The organism is Candidatus Vagococcus giribetii (assembly GCF_017316185.1).
GTDB classification, from domain to species: Bacteria; Bacillota; Bacilli; order Lactobacillales; family Vagococcaceae; genus Vagococcus; species Vagococcus giribetii.
Window position 1 is genome coordinate 37,479 of the sequence record NZ_JAFLVX010000020.1, and the last position, 25,857, is coordinate 63,335.

Genomic DNA, 25,857 nt, shown 5'->3' on the forward strand with positions numbered 1-25,857 from the left:
CGTTAGTACTTATTATTTATATATGAAGGGAATGTCAAAATGGATTTTATTAATATACTAAAAGTTATTTTCCTAGGAGTCGTCGAAGGAATCACTGAATGGCTACCAATCAGTAGTACTGGTCATTTAATTTTAGTTGATGAATTTATCAAACTAAATGCTTCAAAAGATTTCATGGAAATGTTTAATGTGGTCATTCAGTTAGGAGCTATTTTAGCCGTTGTTGTTATTTACTTCAGTAAGCTAAATCCTTTCTCATCTACTAAAACAGCGGGTCAAAAAAAAGCAACTTGGGTCTTATGGTCTAAAGTAGTTATCGCTTCAGTGCCTGCCGGTGTGTTAGGTTTACTATTCGATGACTTTTTAGAAGAACATTTTCATAAGTTCTTACCCGTTGCATTAATGTTAATCATTTACGGTATCTTGTTTATTGTCGTTGAAAATCGTAACAAAGACCGTGAACCTACAACTCTGACATTAGGTAGTTTAAGCTATCAAACAGCGATGATCATCGGTATGTTCCAAGTGCTTTCTTTAATACCTGGTACCTCACGTTCAGGAGCTACTATTATTGGAGCTATTTTATTCGGTTGTTCTCGCTACGTTGCTGCTGAATTTACTTTCTTCCTTGGAATCCCAGTAATGTTTGGTGCTAGTGGTTACAAAATCCTTAAATTTATCAAAAACGGTAACTCTTTTGATTTAACACAAACAACTCTTTTATTAATTGGTTGTGTGGTTGCCTTTGTAGTTTCAATCTTTGTCATCAAGTTCTTAATGAATTACATTAAAAAACATGACTTCAAAGTATTTGGTTGGTACCGAATTGTTCTTGGAACAATTATTATTGCCTACTGGTTATTTTTCTCTTAAAGAATCCTTTTTAGGATTCTTTTTTTATAGTCATTTTAACTGATAATGACTATCATTCCTATCTAGATTATAATCATTCCAATCTATATATAACTATGTTACACTTAAAATGTAGGAGGAATGAACATGACATTCATAAAAGAAAGAAGTAGTATGATCGCAACAATTGTTTGTGGAATACTTATGGTTACTGGGTTAATTAATCAAAATATTGGAGGGACACTGTATCCATACATTTTTGTTATTGGAATGATTATCGGTGGCTACAACCAAACGAAAGAAGGTATTATCGATACAATCGAAGAACGTCATTTAAATGTCGATTTATTGATGGCTCTTGCAGCTATCGGAGCTTGTACGATTTCTTATTACTTTGAAGGGATTATGCTGACCTTTATCTTCTCTTTAAGCGGCTCATTAGAAGAGTTCACAACCAATAAAAGTAAAAAAGAAATCGAGGGTTTAATGGAAATTCAACCTGAGAATGCTTTTCTTCTAAATGAGAATGGACAAACAACTGAAGTACCTGTAAAAAGCTTAAAAATTGGTGACTTATTGATTGTGCCAAAAGGTGCTAGTGTTCCTATTGATGGTATTCTTTTAACAGATAATGCCACCATTGATGAAGCTGCTATTACAGGAGAATCCATTCCAAATGAAAAATTAAAAAACAATGACTTATTTGCTGGGACAATTAATATTGGTAATTCCTTAAAAATGAAAGTTTCGAAAGAATCTAAAGATACTTTATTTAGTAAAATTATTCAATTAGTTGACGAAGCTCAAAATACCCCTTCTAAAACTGCTAGTTTTTTAACAAACTTTGAAAATATTTATGTGAAAGCTGTTTTAGTGATTGTTCCATTAGCTATTCTTATTCCTTATTTTTTCCTAGGCTGGACATGGAGTGAGAGTTTCTACCGCGGGATGGTTCTTTTAGTAGTAGCTTCCCCTTGTGCTCTTGTTGCCTCTGCAACACCAGCAACTTTAGCAGCAATCTCTCATGGAGCTAAGAATGGTGTTCTATTTAAAGGTGGTATCTATCTAGAAGCTTTAGCTGATTTAAAAGCCATTACTTTTGATAAAACAGGTACCTTAACAAAAGGCTTTCCTGTTGTAACAGATGAGTTCTTCCTAAGTGACGACAAACAAACCATCATAAATACTCTTGTCGCAATTGAAACGGAATCAACTCACCCATTAGCTAATGCTATTACAACGAAGTTCGCTAATAAAACAACTCAAAAATTAAGTTTAGATGTTAAAGACGTTACTGGTTCAGGTATGCTTGCTCATGAGAATAACAACGAATGGAAAGTTGGAAACATTGAGTTCGTGACAACACAAACCGTCTCAGAAGCAATCGCCTCACAAACCGAACAACTTCAAAACGAAGGTAAAACTGTTATCTATGTCTCAAAAAATAATGACATTCTCGGATTCTTTGGTTTACTAGATGTTCCAAAAGAAGATGCCATTAAAACCATTGAATACTTTAAAAAAGAAGGCATTGTCACAACTATGTTAACAGGAGATCATTCTCACACAGCTAATGCAGTTGCTGACATGTTAGGAATTGATGCTGTTGTTGCCGATTGTTTACCTGAGGACAAAACAGTCTTTATCAAAAAACAAAAAGAAACTGTCGGAACGAATGCAATGATTGGAGACGGAGTCAACGACGCCCCTGCCCTTGCCAACGCTACTATCGGTATCGCTATGGGCCAAGGAACTGATATTGCTATTGATGTTGCTGATATTGTTTTAATGAAAGATGACTTAGAAAAATTAGCAGTGAGCCATCAGTTATCAAAAAAATTAAAACGAATTGTCACTCAAAATATTGTCTTTTCTCTTTCAGTGATTACTATCTTAATCATTTCAAACTTCTTTAAAGTCATTAATCTTCCTCTAGGCGTTATTGGGCATGAAGGAAGCACAATTCTCGTTATTCTAAACGGACTACGTATGCTTCGAAAATTACCCATGGAAAAATAAATATTTAAAAAAACCTTAGTTTATCTAAGGTTTTTTTGTGCCCCCGTTGTAATCTTAGTTATCTTGTGATATAGTTTTCGTTACTAGATGTACTTTTTAAGGAGATTAGATACATGACACAAACACCATCCACTAAACAGTGGGAAACTGAGCTACTCAACGTTTCAATGCCACGTTGGGATGATTTACCAGAAATTGAAATATATATGGATCAGCTTGTTAAAATAGTCGATAGGTACACAAGCGCATTGCAACTCGATCATTCAAAACCCATTACACCAGCAATGATAAACAACTACGTTAAATTAAAGCTTGTTCCTAAACCCGTTAAAAAGAAATACGGGAAAAATCATTTAGCTAGAATTATTGTCATCACTCTCTTAAAACAAGCTTTTGATATTCCAGCTATTAAAAGCGGGATTGAATTTCAAATTCATTCAACTAACGCAAAGGATGCTTACAATTTCTTTTGTGATCATCTTGAATCAACGATTCGCTGGTTTATTATCAAAGAAAATGAAACTATTACCATTGAACACATTAAGCACGGTTATGCACCCATCCAAATGGCCTGCACAACTTTTATCGCTAAATTAATTACAGAAAATAATTTGAGTGACCTATTAACACAACAGGTTACAACGGGGGAAACAATCAATGACTAAAATCGCATTACTAGTAGACTCAGGTATGGATGTACCTGTAGAACTAATCAACCAAGGTGGTATTTTTGTTGCGCCATTAAATATTATGTACAAAGATAAAACCTACATGGATAAGATTGAAATCACATCAAAGGAAATCTATGATCGTCTAGATCAAGAAATCCCTAAAACGTCATTACCTTCTATGGCATACGTTGAAAAATTAATCGCAGAAATTACAGAACAAGGTTACACTCATGTCATTGGGATTACAATTGCTAGCGCTTTAAGTGGTACGCATAACGCCTTAAGACTTGCCTTAGAACATCATCCAGAGTTAGAAAGTTTTATGGTTGACACAAAAAGTATTGGTATTGGTGGCGGTATGCAAGCAGCTTTCCTAAAAGAGGAAATTGACAAGGGCACTAGTTTTGAAGAGCTACGAGACATTTCTCAACAACTTCCTGTTAATGGTCGCGTTTATTTTAGTATTCCAACCTTAGAGTATCTAAAAAAAGGCGGTCGTATCGGCTTAGTTACTTCTGTATTAGGAACTGCTTTAAACCTAAACCCTATTATTTCATGTAACGAAGATGGTGTTTACTACACCGTTAGTAAAGCACGCGGTAGAAAAAAAAGCTTATCCAAAATGCTTGATTGCATGGAAAAAGCGTTACATGGATATGCTGCTTATGATTTAGCTATTGCTTATGGAAATGATAAAGAAGAAGCATTAAAATTAATGGCAGTCATGAAAGAGCGCTTTAGCAACTACCGTCATTGTTATTTTGGTGAAGCGAGCCCTGTTTTAGGAGCCCATACAGGACCCGGCGTTGTCGGAATTGGATTTTTACCGATTTAACTGTAAACTTTTTAGATTAATTATTGCAAACTTAAAACTCATTCTGTATAATGAGAATGTTGATTATATTTGTTTTACAAATATAAAGTCTATGCCGGAGGTGAACTTAAATGCCAAACATCGAATCTGCTATCAAACGCGTTCGCACAAGTGAAAAATCTAATGAAGCTAACTCAGCTAAATTAAGCAAAATGCGTACTGCTGTGAAAAAATTTGAAAAAGCTGTAGAAGCTAACGCTGATAATCAACAAGAATTATTAGTTGCTGCGACTAGAGAAATTGATGTAGTCTCTGCAAAAGGACTTATCCATCAAAACAAAGCTAACCGCGAAAAATCTCGCTTAGCTAAAAAACTAGCTTAATAAAAAACTTGTTGGAAATGATATTATATCACTCTAACAAGTTTTTTTATTTTATCTATTTTTAAGTAAAAACAGTTCAAAACCTAATTCTTTTTCTACTTGTCCTGTTTTAATGTTGTAATCCAGATCGATTAATTCGTTAAACATCTCTCCAAGATTTTTTTTGTCTAGCGTCCTGCTTTGTTGAACAGCAAGCTTCACTCGGTACGGATGAATCTTAAGCGCATCAGTGATGTTACTTTGTTGATAGTTCATTTCAAGTAAGAATTTCACTTGAAGCAACAGTCGAATTTGTCCGATTAAAATAGATATGACTTTAATCGTCTCTTCTCCTGCCACCACCAAACTTTGATACAATTCCAAGGCTTCACCAATCTGATTGTTTAGTACGTATTGATTCAAATCAAAAATATTATGTTCTAAAGATTTAGGAATCAATAAATCCACATCATGCTTAGTTATTTTCTTTTCTTCCATCTTAAATAAGAAGAGTTTATCCAATTCATTCATCACTTGACTTAGTTTCATATCTGTTAAATAAAGAAGCTGTTCAAATGCTGATTTATCTATCTGATAACCTTCACTCTCCACATAATGACTCACATATGGAATTAGCTCTTTTTCGCCCATTTGATTCACATCAATTAATTGGCTCTCTTTTTTAAGAAGTTTCACTACTTTTTTTCGCTCGTCTAATTTAACTACATTAGTAATAAAAACTAACACAGTGGTTTCCATCGGATTTTTTAGGTAAGCCTCTAAAAGAGTTGTGTCATGAGTTAGGTCATTCTTCTTCTTTTCCCCTGTAAAAAAATAAGGATTTTCTACAAAGATTACTTTATTATCTCCAAAAAAAGGAATCGTTTCTGCTTCATGAATTACTTCGCTTAACTCAGTTTCTAGCATATCAAATAAAATGATATTTAAATCCTGACTATCGCTATCCACGCTATCTTTTAACGTCTCTTTAAAGGTCTCAATTAAATAGGACTCAGTTCCTAAAAGGGTATAAACTGCTTGATAATCTCTTTTTTTTATTTTAGTTAGTTCAGTTTGTAATGTCATCTCTTCACCTGCTTCACTCTATATCCTATCATAAATTATTGATTCAGACCTCATTTAATTGTATGGCCGTGAGATAATTTTTTTGAAAAGACGTGCCAACTAAAATAAACCATTCCTTTTTCATCTGTTCGAAAATAATCAATCTGTTTGTCAGCTAACGTTTCTAATGTCTCAGGTGAGGGATGTCCATATGAGTTATGCAGGCCACAAGATATAATGCCTATCTCAGGTTTCACCTCTTCAATAAAACTAGGTTGTGAAGAAGTTTTACTTCCATGGTGACCCATTTTCAGGATGTTTGCTTGGAGTTTGTCACTAGAATGAGTTAGTAATTCTTGCTCTCCTTCTTTTTCTAAGTCTCCCATGAGTAGTACACTAGAATCTTTAACTCCTAATTTCAGAACAACTGAATCGTTATTTTGACCATCTCCTTGCCCAATTGGATACAGGCAATCTAAAGAGATAGATCCTTTTTGCCAGTTATTTTGATTAGTGATACTGACTTTTCTAGTTTTAGCTAAACTTGGTTTATCCAAAAGATTACGAAAATTTTGTTGCGTATAACTTCCTGGACCGAACAAAACCGTTTTAACCTTGATAGATTCACTAATTCGGTCTAAATCCCCAAAGTGATCTTCATGAGCGTGTGAGATAAAGACAGCATCTAATGTCTTCACTCCTCGGCTTTTCATAAAAGGAATCAATGTATAATCTGCTCCTCGTTTATCCGATGATTTCTGCCACTCTTCTTCATTAAACCCAAGCCTACCACCCGTATCAACTAAATAATTCCCTTGATGGAAGGGTAGTTGTACAAAAACGGCATCGCCTTGACCAACATCAACAAAGGCTATCATACCTCTTGGGTCCATGTACTTGACGAATGATAAGCCAAAAACAACGATCACTAAGAAATAGCTTTTCTTATGCCAAAAAGTCCTTTTCTTCTCCCATTCCATTAACCACAACCACTGACAACCTATTGAAAGAATTAAGAGTATGAAAGGTAATTTACCTGTAACTTGCTTAAACAAGGATACCGAGGACAATAAATGACCTCCTTGTTGAAACCAAAGTAATAATTGCTCTAGCCAGTTAAAGCTCCAACTACTCACTAAAAGTCCCATAACAAATGCAACTAATAAGATAGGTAGGATAACCATCATTAACAGTGGTCCTAGAATCAAATTAGTCAAAAAGCTTAACCAATTCCATTCGTAAAAATAATACCAAATTAAGGGTAATGAAAGCCATGAAAGGACAATATTAAATAACCATCCTCTATACAATTCTCCTTCTATCTTTCCAATCATTGGCTGAATCACGATTATGATAAACGTCAAATAGTAAGTTAATTGACCTCCTACTGTTAGCAAAACATATGGATCAAATAAGCAATTAATGAACAACGCTAAGGACCAACAATCTAATGGACTAAGCTGCCATGAAAAAGTGTCATTATACTTCTTAATTAACCACTGTAAACCTGCCCTAGCCATCCCATAACCAAATCCTGTTAAAACCACTAAACTTAGTACAAAAGGATGACTCCATTTGAAGAGGGCTTCTTTTGTAACCCCCATACTTAACAATAAATACTCAAATAAAAAGATAAAGACATAAATATGCATTCCAGACAAACTAAATAAATGGGCAACTCCTAATTCCTGCCAAGTCACTTGAAAAGCGCCAGGTTCATTACTTTTACTACCAAAAAGCAAAGCACTCATATAATTAGCGGTTAATGGGTGAAATTGATTCCTAATCCTTATCAAGCACCAACTTCTAACTTCTCTTAAACCTTGTAGGGGTTGAAACCATTTTGCAGGTATAGCCTTTACCTCTATTAGTGATTCAATAGTCATTTTCTGTGAAACTCGCGTTATCTCCAAGTATTTTTCGTAATCAAATCCATTCAAGTTTCTAACTGTTTGAATCTCCATGCTCGTAGTTTTTGCAGTTATGCTTAGGGTATTTGTTTGTTGCTTAAACCACTCTTTTTCTGATTCACTTGCTAATCGATAATTTAGCAATACCTTCTCTTTAGTTCCCTCTTCTATCCCCTCCATAGTCAATAAATTTCCATCTACCTTAATCGTATCAGGATAGACTTTAAAACTAAGGTTTTGTGAGGTTTCTAGAAAAGACAACGAAGAATCTTTTTGATAATAGGCACTTACTACAACAGATAACCCTATGCCAATAAGACCTAATAAAAAAACTTCACGCCTTTTTAAACAAATCAAACGAGTGATAATAAAAAAGAGGCATAACACAAAAAATAGGTTAGGCTCTCTTAAACACAGTAAACTAATGACAAATAACATAATCGGGAAGAGATAAAAGCCAGTGATTTTATTCAGAAATAAACTCAGAATCGTCTCCAAACTGAAGATTATTGAAATATTGTTTGGATAATTTAACCTGATGAACAGAAGCTCCTGCTTGTTCAATCAGGTTAATGGCGTAATCATCATTGCGGTAATCTTTTAAATAATGAATCTTTTTAATGCCTGATTGGAGAATCATTTTAGTACATTGTAAACAAGGAAAGTGAGTCACATATATTTCTGCTTCATCAGTCCCCACACCAAACTTAGCACACTGTAAAATAGCATTCATTTCAGCATGAATGGTCCTCACACAATGACCATCTACTAAATAACAACCTTCATCTATACAGTGGACATCTCCACTGACAGAGCCATTATATCCTCCTGCTATAATACGTTTATCACGAACAATAGTCGCTCCTACAGCTAAACGTGTACAAGTACTTCTTAATGATAATAATAAACTTTGTCCCATAAAATATTGATCCCAGGGGATTCTTTCATATTGCATGACGTCACTACTTTCTATTTAGTCTTTCTCTATATTGTAATATAGCTACTCAAACTGTCAAATGATTTCTCGCCAAATCCATTCACATTTTTCAACTCTTCAATAGTTTTAAAAGAACCGTTCTCTTCACGATAATCAATAATCTTCTCCGCTTTTTTCTCCCCGACGCCATTTAATGTCATTAATTCTTCCTTTGTCGCTGTGTTTAAGCTAACTTTACTATCCTCTTCCTTTGTTCCACTTTGACTAGATGTGGCTTTAGCCAGTGATTCTGGTATCTCTTCACCTTCTTTAGGGATATAGATAATCATCTGATCTTCAACTTTTTGAGCAAAATTAATTTGCCCTTCATCAGCTTGACTCGTTAAGCCTCCTGCCATATCAATCACATGTAGCACCCGCATATCAGATGTTACTTCATACATACCTGGCAGTTTAACAGCTCCTTTAATATCTACATATAACTTACTTGGTGTGGCACTTTCTTCTGAAGAAGGAGACGTTGATTCAATTGTCACATCGTCTAACAGAACATCTGAGGTAACTGCCTTAGAAAATAAACTTTTAAATCCAATAAAACCAATCAACAACAATAGAACTACAATAATTAAGTACTCTCTTTTTATTTTTCCTTTCATCTTATGCTCCTTTCGATAGAAACATAAGAAAAAGAAAGTAAAAGATATTTTTTATCTCTTACTTTCTTTTTTCTAAATAATCAACTGCATCTTGTGCTGTTTTAACTGGCACTATGGTTAATTTCAATTTATTTTTCTTAGCAGATTCAACCGCTTCTTCATAATTTGTTTTTATATCAGGGTATTTCTTTTTGAGCTCTGGTGAAATGTCATCGTCCGGGGCAAAAAAGACATCGGCTCCACTGTATTCTGCGGCAATCACTTTTTTATCAATGCCACCAATACGCCCAACTTCCCCTTTTGAGTTAATCGTCCCAGTTCCAGCAATTTCTAAACCATGTCGAATATCTTTTTGAGCAAGTAAGCTATATAGCTCCAAAGTAAACATCAAGCCAGCTGAAGGACCACCAATATCTTTAGTTTGAAACTCTATCTTGTCTTTTGATTCAAGAGACGTATGATCCACTAAGGAGATGCCAATACCGGTTTTCTTTGTTTCTTTTAACTCAACTAGTTTACCAGAAACTTCTTTTGTTTCTTTATCCTCTTCAACTGTTAATGTAACCGTGTCACCTGGTTTCTTGTTTTGAACGGTTTTAATCAACTCTTCTGAAGAAGTAATAGGTTTTCCTTCTATATGAGTAATCGTGCTTCCAATAGTCAATTTCCCTTTGAAATCTGATTCCTCATTAATTGACATGACGTAAACACCTTTATAGTTAATATCATAAGGCTTATCAGTTAAATCTAAAGCTACCTTACTCGCAAAGTTTTGCGAACTTTCCATATAGTAAGACTGCATTTGATTGTATTCTTCTGAACTGCTTGAGCCCATCATTTCTTTTTTACTAACAATCTCCCGACTTGGATCGAAATAACTTGTTAGTAAATTAAAGGGAGTTCCTTGTTGCACTGCGACTGTTGTTAGCATAAAAGAACCTTTATAGTCATCACTTTTACCATTCACTGTCACATGGTCTCTTAAATCTTCAGCCGTTCCAGGCATTTCAATGAAATAAGGGAGTGGTAAAAAGAAAAAGACTAATATCCCTAGTACTGCTACAATGAGCCATTTAATATTTATTTTTTTCATTTTGTTACAAATTCCTTATCCTAGTTTTTCGATTAACGCTTGATTGACTGCTTCTGGTACAAAAGCAGAGACATCTCCTTTAAATCGAGCAATTTCTTTAATCATACTTGAGCTGATATTGCTATACTCTTCATCTGACAATAAAAAGACGGTATCAATTTCAGGTGCCATTTTTTTATTCATCGAAGCGATATTTTTTTCGTATTCATAATCTTGACTATTTCGGACACCACGAACTAAGAAATTAGCTCCTAATTCTTTTGCAATCGTGACTGTTAAACCTGCCGATTGACTAACAATCTTTACATTATCTAAATGACTGGTCGCCTCACAAGCTAATTGTTCTTTTTCCTCTGCCGAAAATAAAGGATGTTTCGTTGTATTAGTAAAAATCCCAACAATTACTTCATCAAACAACGCACTTGCTCGTTCCACTGTATTAAGATGCCCATTTGTAAATGGATCAAAACTCCCTGGAAATAAAGCTACTTTTTTATTTGTCATTGGTTATTCCTCCATTACACGCTTATAAATTGTTACTTTTGTTGTTCCGTAAACTTGAGTTTTAACTAATTCTAATTCACCTATAGATTCTGGTAAATCTACTTGTTTATCCGTCTCGCATACGACACGGGCAAATGGATTTATCAATTGACATTCTAACATTTCTTCAAGTTGCTCAACTATTCTTTGTTTAGCATAAGGTGGGTCTAGAAAAACTAAATCTAAAGTTACTTGATTGTCTTTCAACCACAATATCGCCTTGTCAGCATCCATTTTTTTCACCACAAAAGCTTTTTCCTCTTTTGTTAAGGCAATGTTTTCTTTAATTACACTAATTGCCTTAAAATGATGATCGAAACAGTACGCTTTTCGACTACCTCGTGAGATCGCCTCAATCGCTAAGTTACCACTGCCACTATATAAATCTAAAACAACTTCATCATCAAAATAAGGTCCTATCATATTAAAAATAGAGCCTTTTATTTTATCACTTGTGGGACGTGTGTTATCTCCTGAAAGTGAATTTAGTTTTCTGCCTTTAAAATTACCTGCTATTACTCGCATTGTGTACTCCCTTGTTTTGTCTTATGTTATCTATTATAACAAATTTTTTCCATAAAAAAACCTAGAGTTCTCACTCTAGGTCTCTCTTATAAAAATTAGTCTAAACCAATTTCTTCTACTACAACTGCTGCAATTTTATCAACATAGTAATTCACTTTTTCAGTTGTTGGCGCTTCTGCCATCACACGTAAAAGCGGCTCTGTTCCTGAAGGTCTAACTAAGATACGTCCGTCTCCGTTCATTTCTTGTTCTACTTCTTCAATGATTGCTTTGATTTTAGGAACATCCATAGCACCATTTTTGTCGCTAACTTTAATGTTCACTAATTTTTGTGGGTATTCTTCAATGTCCGCTGTTAATTCAGATAATGTTTTACCTGTTTCTTTCATCACGTTCATTAATTGGATACCAGATAATAAACCATCACCTGTTGTATTGTAGTTTAAGAATACAATGTGTCCTGATTGCTCTCCACCTAGTGAATAACCAGATTTACGCATTTCTTCTACCACATAACGGTCACCTACTTGTGTACAAATAGCTGTCATATCTGCTTCATCAACTGCTTTATGGAAACCAAGGTTACTCATAACAGTTGCTACGATTGTATCTTTATCTAATAAGCCTTTTTCTTTTAAATGTTTACCACAGATATAAAGAATTTTATCACCATCAACAATATTTCCTTTTTCGTCAATAGCAATCACACGGTCGCCATCACCATCAAAAGCTAAACCAAGGTCTGCCTGTTTTTCAACAACAAATTTAGCAAGTTCTTCTGGATGAGTTGATCCAACACCATCATTGATATTAATGCCATCTGGTTTAACTCCCATTGTATAGAAGTCAGTATCTAAGTCTGCAAATAAATGGTTAACAATTGGAGATGTTGCTCCATTAGCTCCATCAAGACAAACTGTTAAACCTGATAAATCATTAGGAATCGTACTTTTCAGGAATTCCATATATTTTTGTAAGCCTTCAGGATACACATCAAGTGTTCCTAATCCATCAGCAGAAGGTCTTGGTAATGTATCTACTTCAGCATCTAGTAAAGCTTCGATTTCTAATTCTTCATCATCTGCTAATTTAAATCCGTCTGAACCGAAGAATTTAATCCCGTTATCGGCTGCTGGGTTATGTGAAGCTGAAATCATAACACCTGCAGCAGCTTTTTGAGTTCTTGTTAAATAAGCTACACCTGGTGTTGAAATAACGCCTAATTGTAACACTTCAATTCCAACAGATAGTAGTCCAGCTACTAATGCTTGTTCTAGTAATTGTCCAGAAATTCGAGTGTCCCTTCCAACTAAAACTTGTGGCTTGTTTGTTTCAGACGCACTATGCTGGCATAAAACAAATCCTCCACAACGTCCAATTTTAAAAGCTAACTCTGGTGTTAATTCTTGATTAGCAATCCCTCTAACACCATCTGTTCCAAAATACTTACCCATTTTTAAATCTCCTAACTAATAAATATATTTACACTTTATTTTTATATATTTTGTTATTTTTTAATACTGACAGGAATTTTATCAGACTTTTTTTGTATTGTCGATAATTTACTATCAAGTTGTGCCGTTTTCTCATTTTCTTTTTTCGGAACGACTTGTACTGTCAATGTTTCCGGTGAGACACTTACATCTTTTGGCACCACAACTGGGTACGCATTTTCTATTGTTTCTTTAATGTTACTTGTATCAATTTTTAATTCTATTAGGTTAATCTCATCAAGAATTTCTTTTGGTCCTGTAATTTCCACTTCGTCTTGCTTCATATTGAACGCATAATCTTTAATGCCTTGTGGTATAGTGCCTGTTTGAACAGCCTTAACTTTTACCTTTTTAGTTGGTTGTTTTAATGAAATGTCCACTCGAACAGATTCAGGCTCAACTCGAACATTCAAAGGTTCATTATTGGCATCTACAGCATATGGTTTGATTTTTTCATAAAAATCACCACTGACATTTGATTTTTCACTCACACTCGCAATTACTCTTGCTACTTTTTTGATAGATTCTTCCCCACCATAAAGGGTGACATTTTCAGGATCAACTTCTGCTTTATCTAACTCATACCCGTTAGCAAAAATACTTGGGTCAATAACAGGATCCACTTTAAACTTGTTACTTGCTTTGTTTTCTACTGTCACATTGAGCTTATTCGGTGAGATTTTAGCTTTCATGCCACTTGGTAAGCCTGAAACTTGTAATGGTACCTCATGAGTCCCTTCACCGTATTTGGTTAAGTCCATTACCACTGAAAAACTTCTAGTTTCAGCATTAGACTCTTTGTCGAGTAAAATTTTATTAGCTGATGATAACTCAACATTAACTGTCTGCTCATAGCCAGAGATAAAATACTTGTCTTGATTATAGGTTACATTGACAGGCACCTTTTCAGCTAAAGCAGTAAGTTGCGTAAAATTGGTATCATTTTTATTAAACTTCGCTAGATTCGCATTATAAAAAAACAATAACGCGAAAAACAAAGATAAAATACGAATCAACCAAGGGGTTTTTCCTTTACTACGCATTATTTACTCCCCCCTTTAAATCCATGAATAAAGTCTTCCAAAAACTGAGTAAGTCCATTATTTTTTGACTCTTCTTCTTTCTCAATTAATTCTTTATTCAAAATAGCTAAATACTCTTCTTTTGAAAGGTGAGGTAAAAATTTGTTACTGTGAGCGATACTAACATCACCTGTTTCTTCTGAAACAATTAAAGTCAAAGAGTCGCTAACTTCGCTCAAACCTATTGCCGCTCGATGTCTCGTTCCATACTCTTTAGGTATTAAGCTACTTTCTGAGAGTGGTAAATAAGAACAAGCTGATGCAATCTTATCATCTCTGATAATAACGGCACCATCATGGAGTGGTGTGTTTGGAATAAAAATATTAATCAACAACTGACTGGAAATGTCTGAATCTAGTGAAATACCTGTTTCAACGTAATCAACTAAACTATCTTTTTTCTCAATAGAAATCAGAGCACCAATCTTACGTTTTGACATGTACTGAACAGCTTCGTCTAATTGATTAATCAAACGATCTTTATTATTTTCTTTCTTACGAGAAGACTTAAGAATCGAGCCTCTTCCTAAATGCTCTAAGCCTCGTCTTACTTCTGGTTGGAAGATGACAATCGCAGCAATTGCTCCATAAGTGATTACTTGGTTCATCAACCAAGATACGGTTGAAAGACCAATCACATCACTCACAATTCGAATAATGATGATAACTGCGATCCCTTTAAATACTTGAATGGCTTTTGTGCCGTTTAATAACATAATTAGTTTATAGATAACAAACCATACGACTAAAATATCGATGAGATGTATGATGACATCAGATGAAAAATGGGTGGTAAAAAATACCTGCCATGTACTGGGTTTGAACAAGTCAAAAAAATGTAGTTCCATCTTGTTCCTCCCTCTCTATTATATTTGTATACGAGCTTAAGTATAGCACAATGACAATTCACATGTTTACCTTTTGAGAAGTTTTCGAAAAAAATTCGAAAAAAAAGCAAAATAACTCATATAGTTACTTGCTTTTTTTATCTATTATTTTGCTCGTTTCATGTATGTTCCTTCTTGTGTACTGATTTCGATTAATTCATCGACTTCAATAAAATCTGGAACGTTTACAACTAGACCAGTTTCCATTGTAGCAGGTTTACCTGAACCTGACACTGTAGCACCCTTAATAGAAGGCGGTGTGTCTTGAACTCTTAAGACCACTGTTCCCGGTAGAGTTACACCAATTACTTCGTCACCATAAAATTGAATTTTAACTTCCATATTATCTAATAAATACAATAACTCTTCTTTAATAATACTTGTTGGAATTTCATATTGTTCGTAAGTATCTAAGTCCATGAATACACCCATGTCATCTTGTAGGTATAAATATTGAACTTCTTTACTATCAATATGCGCTTTTTTAACTTTTTCTTCAGGACGCATAGTTGTTTCTGTTGTTGAACCACTTCTTACGTCTCTTAATTTAAGGCGCATTACTGTGTTACCTTTTCCTGGTTTATGGTGGCTTGCTTCTAATACTTTAATTAGCTTACCATCCTTTTCAAACGTCATTCCACTTCTTAAATCTGAAATAGCAATCATTTTGTTGTCTCCTTTATTTTTGAACTAGCCACATTTTAACACACATCCTCAAAATAAAAAAACCTTTGTTAATTTTGAACTTAACAAAGGTTTAATTGGTCTAGTACATTTCTAAGTATTGTTCTCTTTCCCACTCAGAAACTTGTTGACGATACGCTGACCACTCCATTTTTTTAGCTTCAATGAAGTTGTTGTAAATATGGTTACCTAATGCTTCCTTAACAATCTCATCTTTTCTCATATATTTAATAGCATTATGTAATGTTGATGGTAAATCTGTAATGTCAGCTTCTTTTCGTTCATCTTCAGTCATAACATAAATATTTCTATCCACTGCTGCTGGAGGAGTGATTTTATTTTTAACCCCATCTAATCCAGCTTGTAGTAAAACAGCCATTGCAAGGTATGGATTTGCTGTTGGGTCTACTGAACGTAATTCTAAACGAGTTGAAAGCCCACGTGAGCTTGGTACACGTACTAATGGCGAACGATTTTTTCCACTCCATGCCACATAAACAGGCGCTTCATAACCAGGTACTAAACGTTTATAAGAGTTAACGATTGGGTTACACACAGCCGTATAACCTCTTGCATGTTTCAATAAACCGCCTAAGAAATGATAAGCTGTTTCACTTAAACCATCTACGCCGTTTTCATCATAGAAGACATTGCCGTTTTCGTTAAATAAAGACATGTTAATATGCATTCCACTACCTGCAATACCATGTAAAGGTTTTGGCATGAAAGTTGCGTGTAGACCATGTTTTCTAGCAATCGTACGAACAACTAATTCGAAGGTTTGGATATTATCACACGCTTCAATAGCGTTAGCATACTTAAAGTCAATTTCATGTTGCCCTGGTGCACACTCATGGTGAGAAGCTTCTACTTCAAAACCTAAACTTTCTAATTCTAATACAATATCACGACGACAGTTTTCACCTAAATCAGTTGGAGCAAAGTCGAAGTAACCACCTTGGTCATTCAATTCTTGAGTTGGATGACCTTTTTCATCTAATTTAAATAAGAAAAACTCTGGTTCTGGTCCAATGTTAAATCCTGTAAACCCTAAATCAGTCATTTCTTTTAAAACACGTTTTAAATTACCACGAGGATCCCCTGCGAATGGTTCTCCTTCTGTATTATAAACATCACAAATTAAACGAGCTACTTTTCCTTTTTCGCTTTCCCATGGAAAAATCATCCATGTCGAAAAATCTGGGTGTAAGTACATGTCACTCTCTTCAATACGGACAAATCCTTCAATAGAAGAACCATCAAACATCATTTTATTATCTAGAACTTTGTCTATTTGGCTAATAGGAACCTCAACATTTTTTAGTCGACCTAAAATATCAGTGAACATTAATCGTAAAAATCTGACATTTTCTTTTTGTGCTGCTTCTTTAATCTGTTCTTTTGTTGTGTATTTTCCCATTATTCACGCCTCTTCTTTTAGTTTAATATAGTCCGCTTTCTTTCATTAAGTCATTGTATAAAGCAATTCTAATTTTTTCTTCAGAAAGTTGTTTTTCTTTCTGCTCAATTTTTAAGAATTGTTTTTTTATTTCCTTAATAGAGAAATCATCACTAAGCATTTCTTTAATATCCAGAAGTCGATCAATATCGTTTAAAGAAAACAAACGATTATTACCTGCATTCCGTTCTGGAAAAATTAGTTCCTGTTCTTCATAATACCTAATTTTTCGTGCTGTTAAGTCTGTTAATTGCATAACAGAGCTCATTGGAAAGACAGCTAAATTTCGACGTAATTCTTTTTCACTCATTTTTTCGACCTCCTTTTCTTAAAGGTTAAAAAGATAATAACAAGGCACAAAAAAAAAGTCAACTATCCATGTTAGATAATCTAACATGGATAGACAACTTTATTGAAATTTAATAAAATATTTGATTAACCGCTTGAGATACGGCTATTTTAACATGTTCAAAAGTTAGACCACCTTGGACATATAATTCGTATGGCGCTCTAATAGGACCATCCGCTGTTAATTCCAAGCTTGCTCCTTGAATAAAGGTTCCAGCAGCCATAATCACATCATCTTCATATCCTGGCATATAAGAAGGAATAGGCAAAACATGAGCATCAATTGGAGATGCTTTTTGAACAGCTTGACAAAAAGCAATCATTTTTTCTTTGTCTTTTAGTGAAATCAATTGAATTAAATCTGTTCTAGGGTCATTCCATTTTGGTGTTGACTCAATACCAAACTCTTCTAATAAAGCTGCTGTGAATACAGCTCCTTGAATTGCTTGAGACACAACATGAGGCGCTAAAAAGAAACCTTGAATCATTTCATGGGTACTATAAATCATCGCTCCCCCTTCACCACCAACACCAGGTGTTGTTAAACGGAAGCTAGCTTTTTCAACTAATTCTTTTCGCCCAACAATGTATCCACCAGTTTTAACAATACCACCACCAGGATTTTTAATTAAAGAGCCTGCCATTAAATCTGCTCCAACTTCTGTTGGTTCCATCGCTTCAGCAAATTCTCCATAACAGTTATCAACAAAAACCACTAAATCAGGATTAATCTCTTTAACAAAAGCGATCATCTCTTCAATTTGTCCCACTGTAAAGGACGGTCTTGAATCATAACCACGAGAGCGTTGGATACCAATTACTTTCGTTTTCTCCGTAATGCTTCTCTTAACTGCATCAAAATCAACGGTTCCGTCTGTTTTTAGTAGGACTTCTTGGTAGCCGATGTTGTATTCTTTAAACGAGCCAACACCACTCCCTGTTGTACCGATAACCTCATGTAACGTGTCGTAAGGTGTTCCTGTGATGTAAATTAACTCGTCTCCCGGTCTAAGAACACCAAAAAGAGCTGTAGCAATCGCATGAGTCCCTGAAATAATTTGGGGACGAACTAGGGCTGCTTCTGTATGAAAGACTTCAGCATAAACAGCTTCCAAAGCATCTCTTCCTAAATCATCGTAACCATATCCTGTTGAAGGAGCAAAATGACTTTCTGATAGTTTATTATTTCTGAAAGCTTCTAGTACTTTAGCTTGATTCGTTAAGGCGATTTCTTGTAATTCTTGACGCACGCCCATTATTTTTGCATCTGCTTTTTTTATTTTTTCATTTAAATCTGGGTGAAAATTAGTATTCCAACTCATCTGTTTCTTCTCCTCTAGTCCACTTTGAACGCTCATGAGCATATCCTTGAACTTGGTACGTGTTGCTTTCTTCTAAATACTCATAAGCATCTATTAATGTTTCTTTTTTCATTTGACTGATTTTATAGGCATCTTTTGCTTCTAAAGTAATATCAAAAGATACAAATAATTCTTTCATTCGTTTAGTGATTGCTTCCACTAGTACTTCCTGACTCTCCTGATTCATTGCTGAGATTAAGCAATTTGGGTATAGAGTCGGTACAAATTGAGTCGCATCATCTAATAAATCAGCTTTGTTATAAACGGTTAAAACAGGAATATGATTCATCTCTAATTCATCTAAAAGAGTCATTACCGTTTCTTCTTGTTGATGACGATTATCTGAACTGGCATCAACTACATGAAGCAGTAAATCCACACTACGACTTTCCTCTAAAGTTGACTGAAACGCCTCAATTAATTGTGTCGGTAAATCTTGAATAAATCCAACTGTGTCAGTTATCGTGGTTTCAAAGCCATCTGGTAATTGCCATTTTTTGGTTAAAGGATCCAGGGTTGCGAATAATTGATCCTCTGCGTAGGTTTTTGTATCTGTCAACAAATTCATAATCGTCGATTTCCCTGCATTGGTATAACCAATTAATCCAATTTGAAACACAGAAGAGTCCTTTCTTTTTTGACGACTGCGCTCACGGTGCTCTTCTGTTTCTTTTAATTCCCTTTTGATTAAAGTAATTTTATGACGGATATGACGACGGTCTGTTTCCAATTTCGTTTCACCTGGACCACGTGTTCCTATCCCACCACCAAGTCTTGAAAGTGAGGTTCCTTGTCCCACGAGTCGAGGCAATAGATAGTTAAGTTGCGCTAATTCTACTTGAAGTTGTCCTTCTTTTGATTGAGCACGCATCGCAAATATATCCAAAATCAACTGTACACGATCGATAATCTTTGCATCAACTACTTCTTCAATTAACCGAGCTTGCCTAGCTGACAGCTCATGGTTAAATATAACTGTATCTGCCTCTTTTGAGGCAACTAATGCCGAAAGTTCTTCTAGTTTCCCTTTTCCAACAATGGTTCGTCGGTCAATTTTTTGACGTCTTTGAATCAATTCACCTACTACTTCTCCTTGAGCTGTTTCAGATAAATTAACTAACTCTTTCATAGACTCGGGAAAATTTCCGTAATTCTCTTGATTTTCAACGCCAACTAAAATAATCTTCTCCACACACAACTTCCTTTCATTCCAAGAGCCAATCTGCTACTTGTTGTTCAATACGAGCCATGTCTTCTGGTTGTTCTACCACATCAAACCAATCGACTGTCATTCGGTTTTTAAACCACGTTAACTGACGTTTGGCATACTGTCTTGAGTGTTGTTTCACTTTTTCAATACAAATATCTAGTGACATATCGCCTCTAAAATAAGGGAAGAATTCTTTATAGCCAATCCCTTGAGTTGCCTGTACATCACCTAAGGAAAATACATACTCTGCTTCTTTTAGTAAACCTAAATCCATCATGATATCCACTCGCTGATTAATTCGCTTATATAACAACTCACGATCTGTTTCAAGACCAATTAACATCACATCATAAGGCGATTGACTTAAATCTTTCAAATCAATCCCTTGTTGATCTAAAATGCTTGTTCCGGTTTTTTCCATGACTTCAATCGCACGAATCACTCGCTTTTCATTGTTTAAGTGAATCGATTGAGCAGCTCTTTCATCCATTTCGTTTAAGACTTGCCAAAGGGCTTCTTTTCCTTTTTCTCTTGCAAATGTTTCCCAATACTCTCTTCGTTTAGAAGCGTCAGCATCTGACTCAGGAGCACCTAGTTGAAAATCAAATAAGAGGGATTGAATGTACATACCCGTCCCACCTGCGATGATGGGTAACTTGCCTTCATAACTGATTTCATCAATACATGCTTGAGCCGTTTCTTTAAATTCAAAGGCAGAATAAGAATCGGTTGGTTCTTTAACATCAATCAAATGATGGGCAACCCCCTCTGCTTCTTCTTCCGTCACTTTTGCTGTCCCAATATCTAACTTCTTATAGACTTGAAGTGAGTCCCCACTAATAACTTCCCCATTAAACGCTTTGGCAAGTTGAATACTTAAAGAGGTCTTTCCAACAGCAGTGGGTCCAACGATTACGAGAACTTTTTTCTTTTTCATGACAAACTTTCCTTCAACTGCATCGCTTTTTCAGGAAAATCTGTATGGAACCCTGTGATACCTAACTCAAAGCATAAGGTCATATCCTCTGTTGAATTAATAGTCCAAGGACGTAAGCCCTCATTAAAACCTTTCACAGTCTCAATATTACCTTTAATCCACTCAATCGAAGGATGCATCCCACTTATTTCAGTGGTTTCTTCGCAGAAAGCAATTTTTCTCTTAGAGCTATCCAAAATAATCGCTTTTTCAAACGTGTTATTTAAAGCAATTAGTCGCTTCATGGTTTCTGTATTAAAACTAGATAGCATAATAGTAAATGGATACTCTTTTGAGGTAATCACTTTTAAGACCATCTCTTCAATACCTTCATAATCATATTCATCTGTTTTTATTTCTATATTTAAAAGCCCTTTATAATCTGACTCATCTAATAATGCAATGACTTCTTCAAAGGTTGGAATGGTTTCTTTGTTATAGTCTTCATGAAACCAACTACCTGCATCAAATTCTTTTAACTCTTTCAAGGTATACTCCTTAACGAGACCTTGCCCATTTGTCGTTCGGTCCACTTCACCATCATGAATGACTACTAAATGATTATCTAAACTTAATTGAACATCTAATTCAATCCCTTCAGATTTGACGCGAACTGCTTCTTTAAATGCTGCTAATGTATTTTCAGGGTGAGTCCCTTTTGACCCACGATGTGCTAATACCATTGTCATTTCTATCACTTGCCTTTCCGTTAATAGTTTAACACTTCATGTTACTTTTGACATCTATTGTACATAAGTTAATACTGGATTTTTTTACGAAAATGTTAGATAATGATAATGTACAAAAAACAGAGGAAGTGTGAACTTATGAAAAAATTTACATCAGGATTTTTAACTGGAACAACTGTTACTCTTGCAGCACTAGCTGGGGTTGCTTTAGGCTTTAAAAAATTAGTCATCGAACCCGTTGAAGAAAAAGAAATGATGATCGACGATAGCCGTAAAAAAGCAATGAGAAAAAGTCGCGCACGTTAACACACAAAGAGAAGAGGTTTGCCCTTAACTAGGACAACCTCTTCTTTTTTATTTTTTCTTTGTTTTTCCTGTCCAACCGCTATAGCCTTCTTTTAAGATATAAATATCAGTAAATCCTTGTTTTTTAAGCATTCTAGCCATGTAGATAGCCATTGTTTGCTTGTTATCATATAAATAGATAGGTTTATCTTTTCTAATAGCTGTTAAATATTCTTTGTGCGCTTTAGAAATAGTATAAGGAACACTTCTAGCTCCTAAAATGTGACCACGGTTGAAATCCTCTTTTTCACGGACATCAATGATTTGAACATTTCTCATGTTTTCTTGAAATTCTTCTTGAGTCGCTACTTTAGCAGCACTCTTTCTTAATAAGAATAAATACAAACGATTTAATCCGTATAGAACACCGATTGTTAAAATAAAAATAGTTAATGTGTTTAAAAAGCTCATTACTCAATACCTCTTCCAATTCTCGTCTTTTAGTTAAAATCACGGGCTAATGAAGCAGCTCCAATAACACCTGCCTCGTTCCCTAATAAAGCTAATTTAATCTGTGTACTTTCTCTTACTTGAGGGAAAGTAAATGTATCAAAATGTTTTCTGACTTTCTCTAATAAGAAATCACCTGCTGCTGATACGCCACCACCAATGACAATGTCACTAGGGTTTAACATGTTGCCGATATTACCACAGGCTAATCCAAGATAGAAACAAACTTTATCTACTACTAGTAACGCAAAATCATCATCGTTTTTAGCTGCATCGAAAACATCCTTACTTGTTACTTCTTGACCATCGTCAATCTGGAATTTCAAATGAGAATCACCTGAATAAGTTTCAGATAAAGTTCTTGCTAGACGTACTACACCAGTGGCACTTGCTACTGTTTCTAGACAGCCTTTTTTACCGCATGTACACATGAAGCCTTCTGGATCAACAGTGATGTGGCCAATCTCTCCACCAGCACCATTAACTCCATGAATTAAATTGCCTTCAGCGATAATACCACCACCAACACCTGTTCCAAGTGTAATGAAAGTGACGTCAGCAGAGTTTTCACCTGCACCCATCCATCTTTCACCAAGAGCTGCAACGTTGGCATCATTGTCTAAAGTAAATGGAATACCTAAAGCTTCCTCAATTGGTTTTTTAATTTCTTGAAGTGTTTTCCAATTCAAGTTGTATGCCCCAATAACTGTTCCATTTTCACGGTTAACAGTTCCTGGTGTTCCCATGCCGATACCGATAAAATCTTCAGCCGTCATGTTGTATAAATCAAGACGATGTTTAATAGATTCAATAATATCTGGAACAATATGTGTTCCTTCATCGTTGATATTTGTCTCGATACTCCACTTTTGTTGAATCTCACCTGTTTCTGTTAGAATGGCAAACTTCGCCGTAGTTCCCCCTAAATCAATACCAATTAATTTCTTGCTCAATTTAGTCCCTCCTGATATTCCAATTCATCTTGGTGTTCTTTTTTTAAAACCATCATAGCATTAAGAAAGACTTGTCTCTCAATCACACCACTGTCATACAACTCACGTATTTCTATTTGCATCATTTCAATATCCCACAAACGATTGCCTACATAAATAAACGTACCAAATTGTTTCAACAGCTGTTGCACATCATACATTGTCCTCATCATAACGCTCCTATATCATTATACAGATAACAAAAATAAAATAATAGAGTCTTTTTCATTTTCATTTCTTTTCATTCATTATTTAAACCGAAAGCCGTACATCACACAAAATACCATAAAAAAGATAACAAAGATTCCGACAGCTATTCGTTGATGCACATTTAATTTTTCACTTAAGTTCTTTTTAGGAACTCCTAGAACAATCATCATAAGAACGCCACCGATTGCACCACCTAAATGCCCTAAAATATCCACACCAGAATCAAATAAATTCATCACTAAGTTTAGGATAATTAGTAACTTCATGTTTTGTGACATATGTCGAATAAGTGGATGATACGGGAACCATCTGCCTAAAATAATAAAGGCCGCAAACATACCAAAAAGAGAGGTACTTGCTCCAGCTGATAAACCATAAGCATCTCCAAAAGCAAAGCTCAGCATATTTCCCATGACACCACTCAGTAGATACAATAGGAAGAACCTAGTGTGACCGATAATCGGCTCAAGAATACGGCCGACAAAATAAATACTAAGTGAGTTAATTGCTAAATGACTTAAACCAATATGAATAAATATCGGTGTCACAAATCGCCAATATTCGTGATTTTGGATAACCGCTTGAGGCGACATAGCTCCAAATAAATACAAAATTTGAGAATTCTCTGAGCCACCACTCATACCAAATCGCATACCTGAAATTTCCATTAAGACAAAAACAACTAACTGAATGCCTAAAAATAGAAACGTAAAAAATGGCGCATTGTTTATTTTTTGGAGTTTTCTTTGATATGGCTTCATAATGGCCCCTCCTCTTGATAAGTAAATAAAGTATCAACAGGCAGGTCATATTTGTCAGGAGTAAACTCATTTAATAATTGCTCATCAAATACTAGACTACAGGTTTCCCCTTCATAATCAGCTAAGTAGCGGTCATAAAAACCACCACCAAAACCAATGCGGTAGCCCTCTTTCGTAAAACCAACACCAGGAACTATAAGTAAATCAATCTCTGATTTATCAAATTTTTGACTATCTACTGGTTCATATACACCAAAACTGGTTTGAAACATTTCAATCGTTTCGTCATAGAAATGAAAGTCCATTAACCCTTTACCAAACGTTTTTGGCACACAAATAGTCTTTCCTGATCTGATTGCTTCTTTAATTAGCCTTGAGGTGTCAAATTCAATAGGCATAGCTAGAGTTACACCAATAACTTGACTCTCTTGCCACTCAGGACTTTGATATAGCTGTTTTAAGATATTATCTTCTTTATTTTGCTTCTTTAAACTATCTTGACTCATGTCTTTTAATGAAGCTAAAATTTTTTTTCGATACGTTTTCTTCACGCGGTCTCCCCCTTCTTTATAGATGAATAGTTTTATTATACTCATTTCAGAAAGTAAAACCAAACAATATCTAAAAATGCTGTTCTTTCTCCTTAAACTTTTATTTCCCTTGCTTACTTTCCCACTTATTAATTTTCTTTGTCAAAAGATTAGTTAGTTCCTCATTTGAAATACCAGTCTTCTTTAATAGAGTCAACGTCACAAGAATAGTATCCACCAACTCCTCTTGAAAATCTTCATCAGTTAATTCCTTGTACTGACTGCCAGATGCTTTCACTGTTGACAGATGGGCTTGAGACACTTCTCCAACCTCTTCCATTAATTTGATAATAAGTTGTTCTCTAGATTTAGGTTCTGTTTCTGCGACCTTAAAAATTCGATTGATTAATTCTTGGTTCATGTTTGTCTCCTTTATTGTATTTATTCCTTAATTATAGTTTAGTCTCTCATTATCCTAGCCATAACATGAAGACCAAAAAGAGAAAATCTACAATAATAAAAATTGTTTTTTCTAATTTCCCTGACAGATTGCTAAAAAATAATGGTTCCTTTGCATGCCAATTTTCTCCAAATTTAATAGCATACTGGTTAGGTATTTGAGCATTTAGCCTTAAGCAAATAAAAAACATCACCATAAATAAAAGAAGATTCCTTTTTACCATGAAATAGACACTTAAAAAGAATAACACCTGAGATAATATAAAGGATATTCTAATCACTTTTAAACTTTGGTTATTTTCCACTTTAACAACCCTCTCTAACATGTATTTATACTCTTAGTAATCACTTATGTTATGAAGCTAATACATTCATTAGTATAACACGATACGTAGTTAGTTTTATTTATCATTATTTATATGTCACAAATTCTAGTTTTATCATTTGTAGAAAAATCGGTCTTATTTTTAATGA

Annotated in this window: 30 protein-coding genes; 6 read left to right on the top strand and 24 right to left on the bottom strand. The window is 34.8% G+C overall.

The features are described 5' to 3' along the window. Positions 1-39 precede the first annotated feature (39 nt). From DOK76_RS08340 to rpsT, 5 genes are all read left to right on the top strand, one after another. Positions 40-873, top strand: coding sequence for an undecaprenyl-diphosphate phosphatase (locus tag DOK76_RS08340; RefSeq protein ID WP_206966724.1), 834 nt, complete (start codon positions 40-42; stop codon positions 871-873). Between the two features lie 126 nt (positions 874-999). Next, a complete protein-coding gene (locus DOK76_RS08345) occupies positions 1,000-2,871 on the top strand; it encodes a heavy metal translocating P-type ATPase (protein WP_206966725.1) in 1,872 nt (623 codons plus the stop codon). Between the two features lie 113 nt (positions 2,872-2,984). Beyond that, complete coding sequence (locus DOK76_RS08350; RefSeq protein WP_206966727.1) at positions 2,985-3,536, top strand: DUF1836 domain-containing protein; 552 nt, start codon at positions 2,985-2,987, stop codon at positions 3,534-3,536. Further along, positions 3,529-4,377, top strand: a complete 849-nt coding sequence (locus DOK76_RS08355; RefSeq protein WP_206966730.1) for a DegV family protein — start codon at positions 3,529-3,531, stop codon at positions 4,375-4,377. Before DOK76_RS08350 ends, DOK76_RS08355 begins: the two co-directional genes overlap by 8 nt. Before the next feature lie 110 nt (positions 4,378-4,487). After that, positions 4,488-4,739, top strand: a complete 252-nt coding sequence (gene rpsT / locus DOK76_RS08360; RefSeq protein ID WP_206966732.1) for a 30S ribosomal protein S20 — start codon at positions 4,488-4,490, stop codon at positions 4,737-4,739. A gap of 51 nt (positions 4,740-4,790) precedes the next feature. On the opposite strand, the gene holA is transcribed toward rpsT, so the two are convergent. The 17 genes from holA to DOK76_RS08445 all read right to left on the bottom strand — a co-directional run bounded on the left by holA (position 4,791) and on the right by DOK76_RS08445 (position 21,636). Then, positions 4,791-5,804, bottom strand: coding sequence for a DNA polymerase III subunit delta (gene holA, locus DOK76_RS08365; RefSeq protein ID WP_206966733.1), 1,014 nt, complete (start codon positions 5,802-5,804; stop codon positions 4,791-4,793). A gap of 50 nt (positions 5,805-5,854) precedes the next feature. After that, positions 5,855-7,954, bottom strand: a complete 2,100-nt coding sequence (locus DOK76_RS08370) for a DNA internalization-related competence protein ComEC/Rec2 (protein ID WP_206966735.1) — start codon at positions 7,952-7,954, stop codon at positions 5,855-5,857. A 205-nt stretch (positions 7,955-8,159) separates the two neighbouring features. Continuing rightward, on the bottom strand, positions 8,160-8,648 hold the full coding sequence (locus DOK76_RS08375) for a ComE operon protein 2 (protein WP_206966737.1): 489 nt from the start codon (positions 8,646-8,648) through the stop codon (positions 8,160-8,162). A 29-nt stretch (positions 8,649-8,677) separates the two neighbouring features. Beyond that, positions 8,678-9,286: a helix-hairpin-helix domain-containing protein gene (locus DOK76_RS08380; RefSeq protein ID WP_206966738.1), complete on the bottom strand. Its 609-nt coding sequence runs from the start codon at positions 9,284-9,286 to the stop codon at positions 8,678-8,680. A gap of 58 nt (positions 9,287-9,344) precedes the next feature. Then, complete coding sequence (locus tag DOK76_RS08385) at positions 9,345-10,379, bottom strand: SepM family pheromone-processing serine protease (protein ID WP_206966740.1); 1,035 nt, start codon at positions 10,377-10,379, stop codon at positions 9,345-9,347. A gap of 15 nt (positions 10,380-10,394) precedes the next feature. Then, a complete protein-coding gene (coaD, locus tag DOK76_RS08390) occupies positions 10,395-10,883 on the bottom strand; it encodes a pantetheine-phosphate adenylyltransferase (protein WP_206966742.1) in 489 nt (162 codons plus the stop codon). Between the two features lie 3 nt (positions 10,884-10,886). Beyond that, entirely contained in the window at positions 10,887-11,447 is a 561-nt protein-coding gene (gene rsmD / locus DOK76_RS08395) for a 16S rRNA (guanine(966)-N(2))-methyltransferase RsmD (RefSeq protein ID WP_206966744.1), read from the bottom strand. A gap of 95 nt (positions 11,448-11,542) precedes the next feature. Further along, on the bottom strand, positions 11,543-12,901 hold the full coding sequence (glmM, locus tag DOK76_RS08400) for a phosphoglucosamine mutase (protein WP_206966746.1): 1,359 nt from the start codon (positions 12,899-12,901) through the stop codon (positions 11,543-11,545). Positions 12,902-12,954: 53 nt separating this feature from the next. Then, the gene (locus tag DOK76_RS08405) at positions 12,955-13,983 is read right to left on the bottom strand and encodes a CdaR family protein (RefSeq protein ID WP_206966748.1); all 1,029 of its coding nucleotides are present in this window, start codon (positions 13,981-13,983) and stop codon (positions 12,955-12,957) included. Further along, positions 13,983-14,870 (bottom strand): diadenylate cyclase CdaA, encoded by an 888-nt coding sequence (cdaA, locus tag DOK76_RS08410; RefSeq protein WP_206966750.1) that lies wholly within the window; start codon positions 14,868-14,870, stop codon positions 13,983-13,985. The genes DOK76_RS08405 and cdaA overlap by 1 nt, the downstream gene beginning before the upstream one ends. A gap of 144 nt (positions 14,871-15,014) precedes the next feature. Next, positions 15,015-15,575, bottom strand: a complete 561-nt coding sequence (gene efp / locus DOK76_RS08415) for an elongation factor P (RefSeq protein ID WP_206966752.1) — start codon at positions 15,573-15,575, stop codon at positions 15,015-15,017. Positions 15,576-15,675: 100 nt separating this feature from the next. Beyond that, positions 15,676-17,013, bottom strand: coding sequence for a type I glutamate--ammonia ligase (gene glnA / locus DOK76_RS08420; protein WP_206966754.1), 1,338 nt, complete (start codon positions 17,011-17,013; stop codon positions 15,676-15,678). A 22-nt stretch (positions 17,014-17,035) separates the two neighbouring features. Next, the gene (locus DOK76_RS08425; protein ID WP_206966756.1) at positions 17,036-17,362 is read right to left on the bottom strand and encodes a MerR family transcriptional regulator; all 327 of its coding nucleotides are present in this window, start codon (positions 17,360-17,362) and stop codon (positions 17,036-17,038) included. 109 nt (positions 17,363-17,471) lie between these two features. Further along, positions 17,472-18,722, bottom strand: a complete 1,251-nt coding sequence (locus DOK76_RS08430) for a methionine gamma-lyase family protein (protein WP_206966758.1) — start codon at positions 18,720-18,722, stop codon at positions 17,472-17,474. After that, entirely contained in the window at positions 18,706-19,959 is a 1,254-nt protein-coding gene (gene hflX, locus DOK76_RS08435; protein ID WP_206966759.1) for a GTPase HflX, read from the bottom strand. Before hflX ends, DOK76_RS08430 begins: the two co-directional genes overlap by 17 nt. A gap of 7 nt (positions 19,960-19,966) precedes the next feature. Then, positions 19,967-20,908, bottom strand: a complete 942-nt coding sequence (gene miaA, locus DOK76_RS08440) for a tRNA (adenosine(37)-N6)-dimethylallyltransferase MiaA (RefSeq protein WP_206966761.1) — start codon at positions 20,906-20,908, stop codon at positions 19,967-19,969. Beyond that, positions 20,905-21,636 carry a glycerophosphodiester phosphodiesterase gene (locus DOK76_RS08445; protein ID WP_206966763.1) on the bottom strand — a complete coding sequence of 244 codons (732 nt, stop codon included), beginning with the start codon at positions 21,634-21,636 and terminating at the stop codon, positions 20,905-20,907. The genes miaA and DOK76_RS08445 overlap by 4 nt, the downstream gene beginning before the upstream one ends. Positions 21,637-21,774: 138 nt before the next feature. Here DOK76_RS08445 and DOK76_RS08450 point away from each other — a divergent pair, with 138 nt between their 5' ends. Beyond that, on the top strand, positions 21,775-21,942 hold the full coding sequence (locus DOK76_RS08450) for a DUF3042 family protein (RefSeq protein ID WP_086342884.1): 168 nt from the start codon (positions 21,775-21,777) through the stop codon (positions 21,940-21,942). A gap of 48 nt (positions 21,943-21,990) precedes the next feature. Here the strand turns inward: DOK76_RS08450 and DOK76_RS08455 are convergent, their stop codons facing one another. The 7 genes from DOK76_RS08455 to DOK76_RS08485 form a co-directional block, all read right to left on the bottom strand. Then, positions 21,991-22,392 carry a rhodanese-like domain-containing protein gene (locus DOK76_RS08455; protein WP_206966765.1) on the bottom strand — a complete coding sequence of 134 codons (402 nt, stop codon included), beginning with the start codon at positions 22,390-22,392 and terminating at the stop codon, positions 21,991-21,993. 29 nt (positions 22,393-22,421) lie between these two features. After that, a complete protein-coding gene (locus DOK76_RS08460) occupies positions 22,422-23,384 on the bottom strand; it encodes an ROK family glucokinase (protein WP_206966767.1) in 963 nt (320 codons plus the stop codon). After that, positions 23,381-23,593, bottom strand: a complete 213-nt coding sequence (locus DOK76_RS08465; protein ID WP_206966769.1) for a YqgQ family protein — start codon at positions 23,591-23,593, stop codon at positions 23,381-23,383. Before DOK76_RS08465 ends, DOK76_RS08460 begins: the two co-directional genes overlap by 4 nt. 78 nt (positions 23,594-23,671) lie before the next feature. Continuing rightward, positions 23,672-24,394: a rhomboid family intramembrane serine protease gene (locus DOK76_RS08470; RefSeq protein WP_206966770.1), complete on the bottom strand. Its 723-nt coding sequence runs from the start codon at positions 24,392-24,394 to the stop codon at positions 23,672-23,674. Further along, positions 24,391-24,945, bottom strand: a complete 555-nt coding sequence (locus DOK76_RS08475; protein WP_206966772.1) for a 5-formyltetrahydrofolate cyclo-ligase — start codon at positions 24,943-24,945, stop codon at positions 24,391-24,393. Before DOK76_RS08475 ends, DOK76_RS08470 begins: the two co-directional genes overlap by 4 nt. A 100-nt stretch (positions 24,946-25,045) precedes the next feature. Then, complete coding sequence (locus DOK76_RS08480) at positions 25,046-25,345, bottom strand: MazG-like family protein (RefSeq protein ID WP_206966774.1); 300 nt, start codon at positions 25,343-25,345, stop codon at positions 25,046-25,048. Between the two features lie 49 nt (positions 25,346-25,394). Further along, on the bottom strand, positions 25,395-25,688 hold the full coding sequence (locus tag DOK76_RS08485) for a hypothetical protein (RefSeq protein ID WP_206966776.1): 294 nt from the start codon (positions 25,686-25,688) through the stop codon (positions 25,395-25,397). Positions 25,689-25,857: the final 169 nt, after the last annotated feature.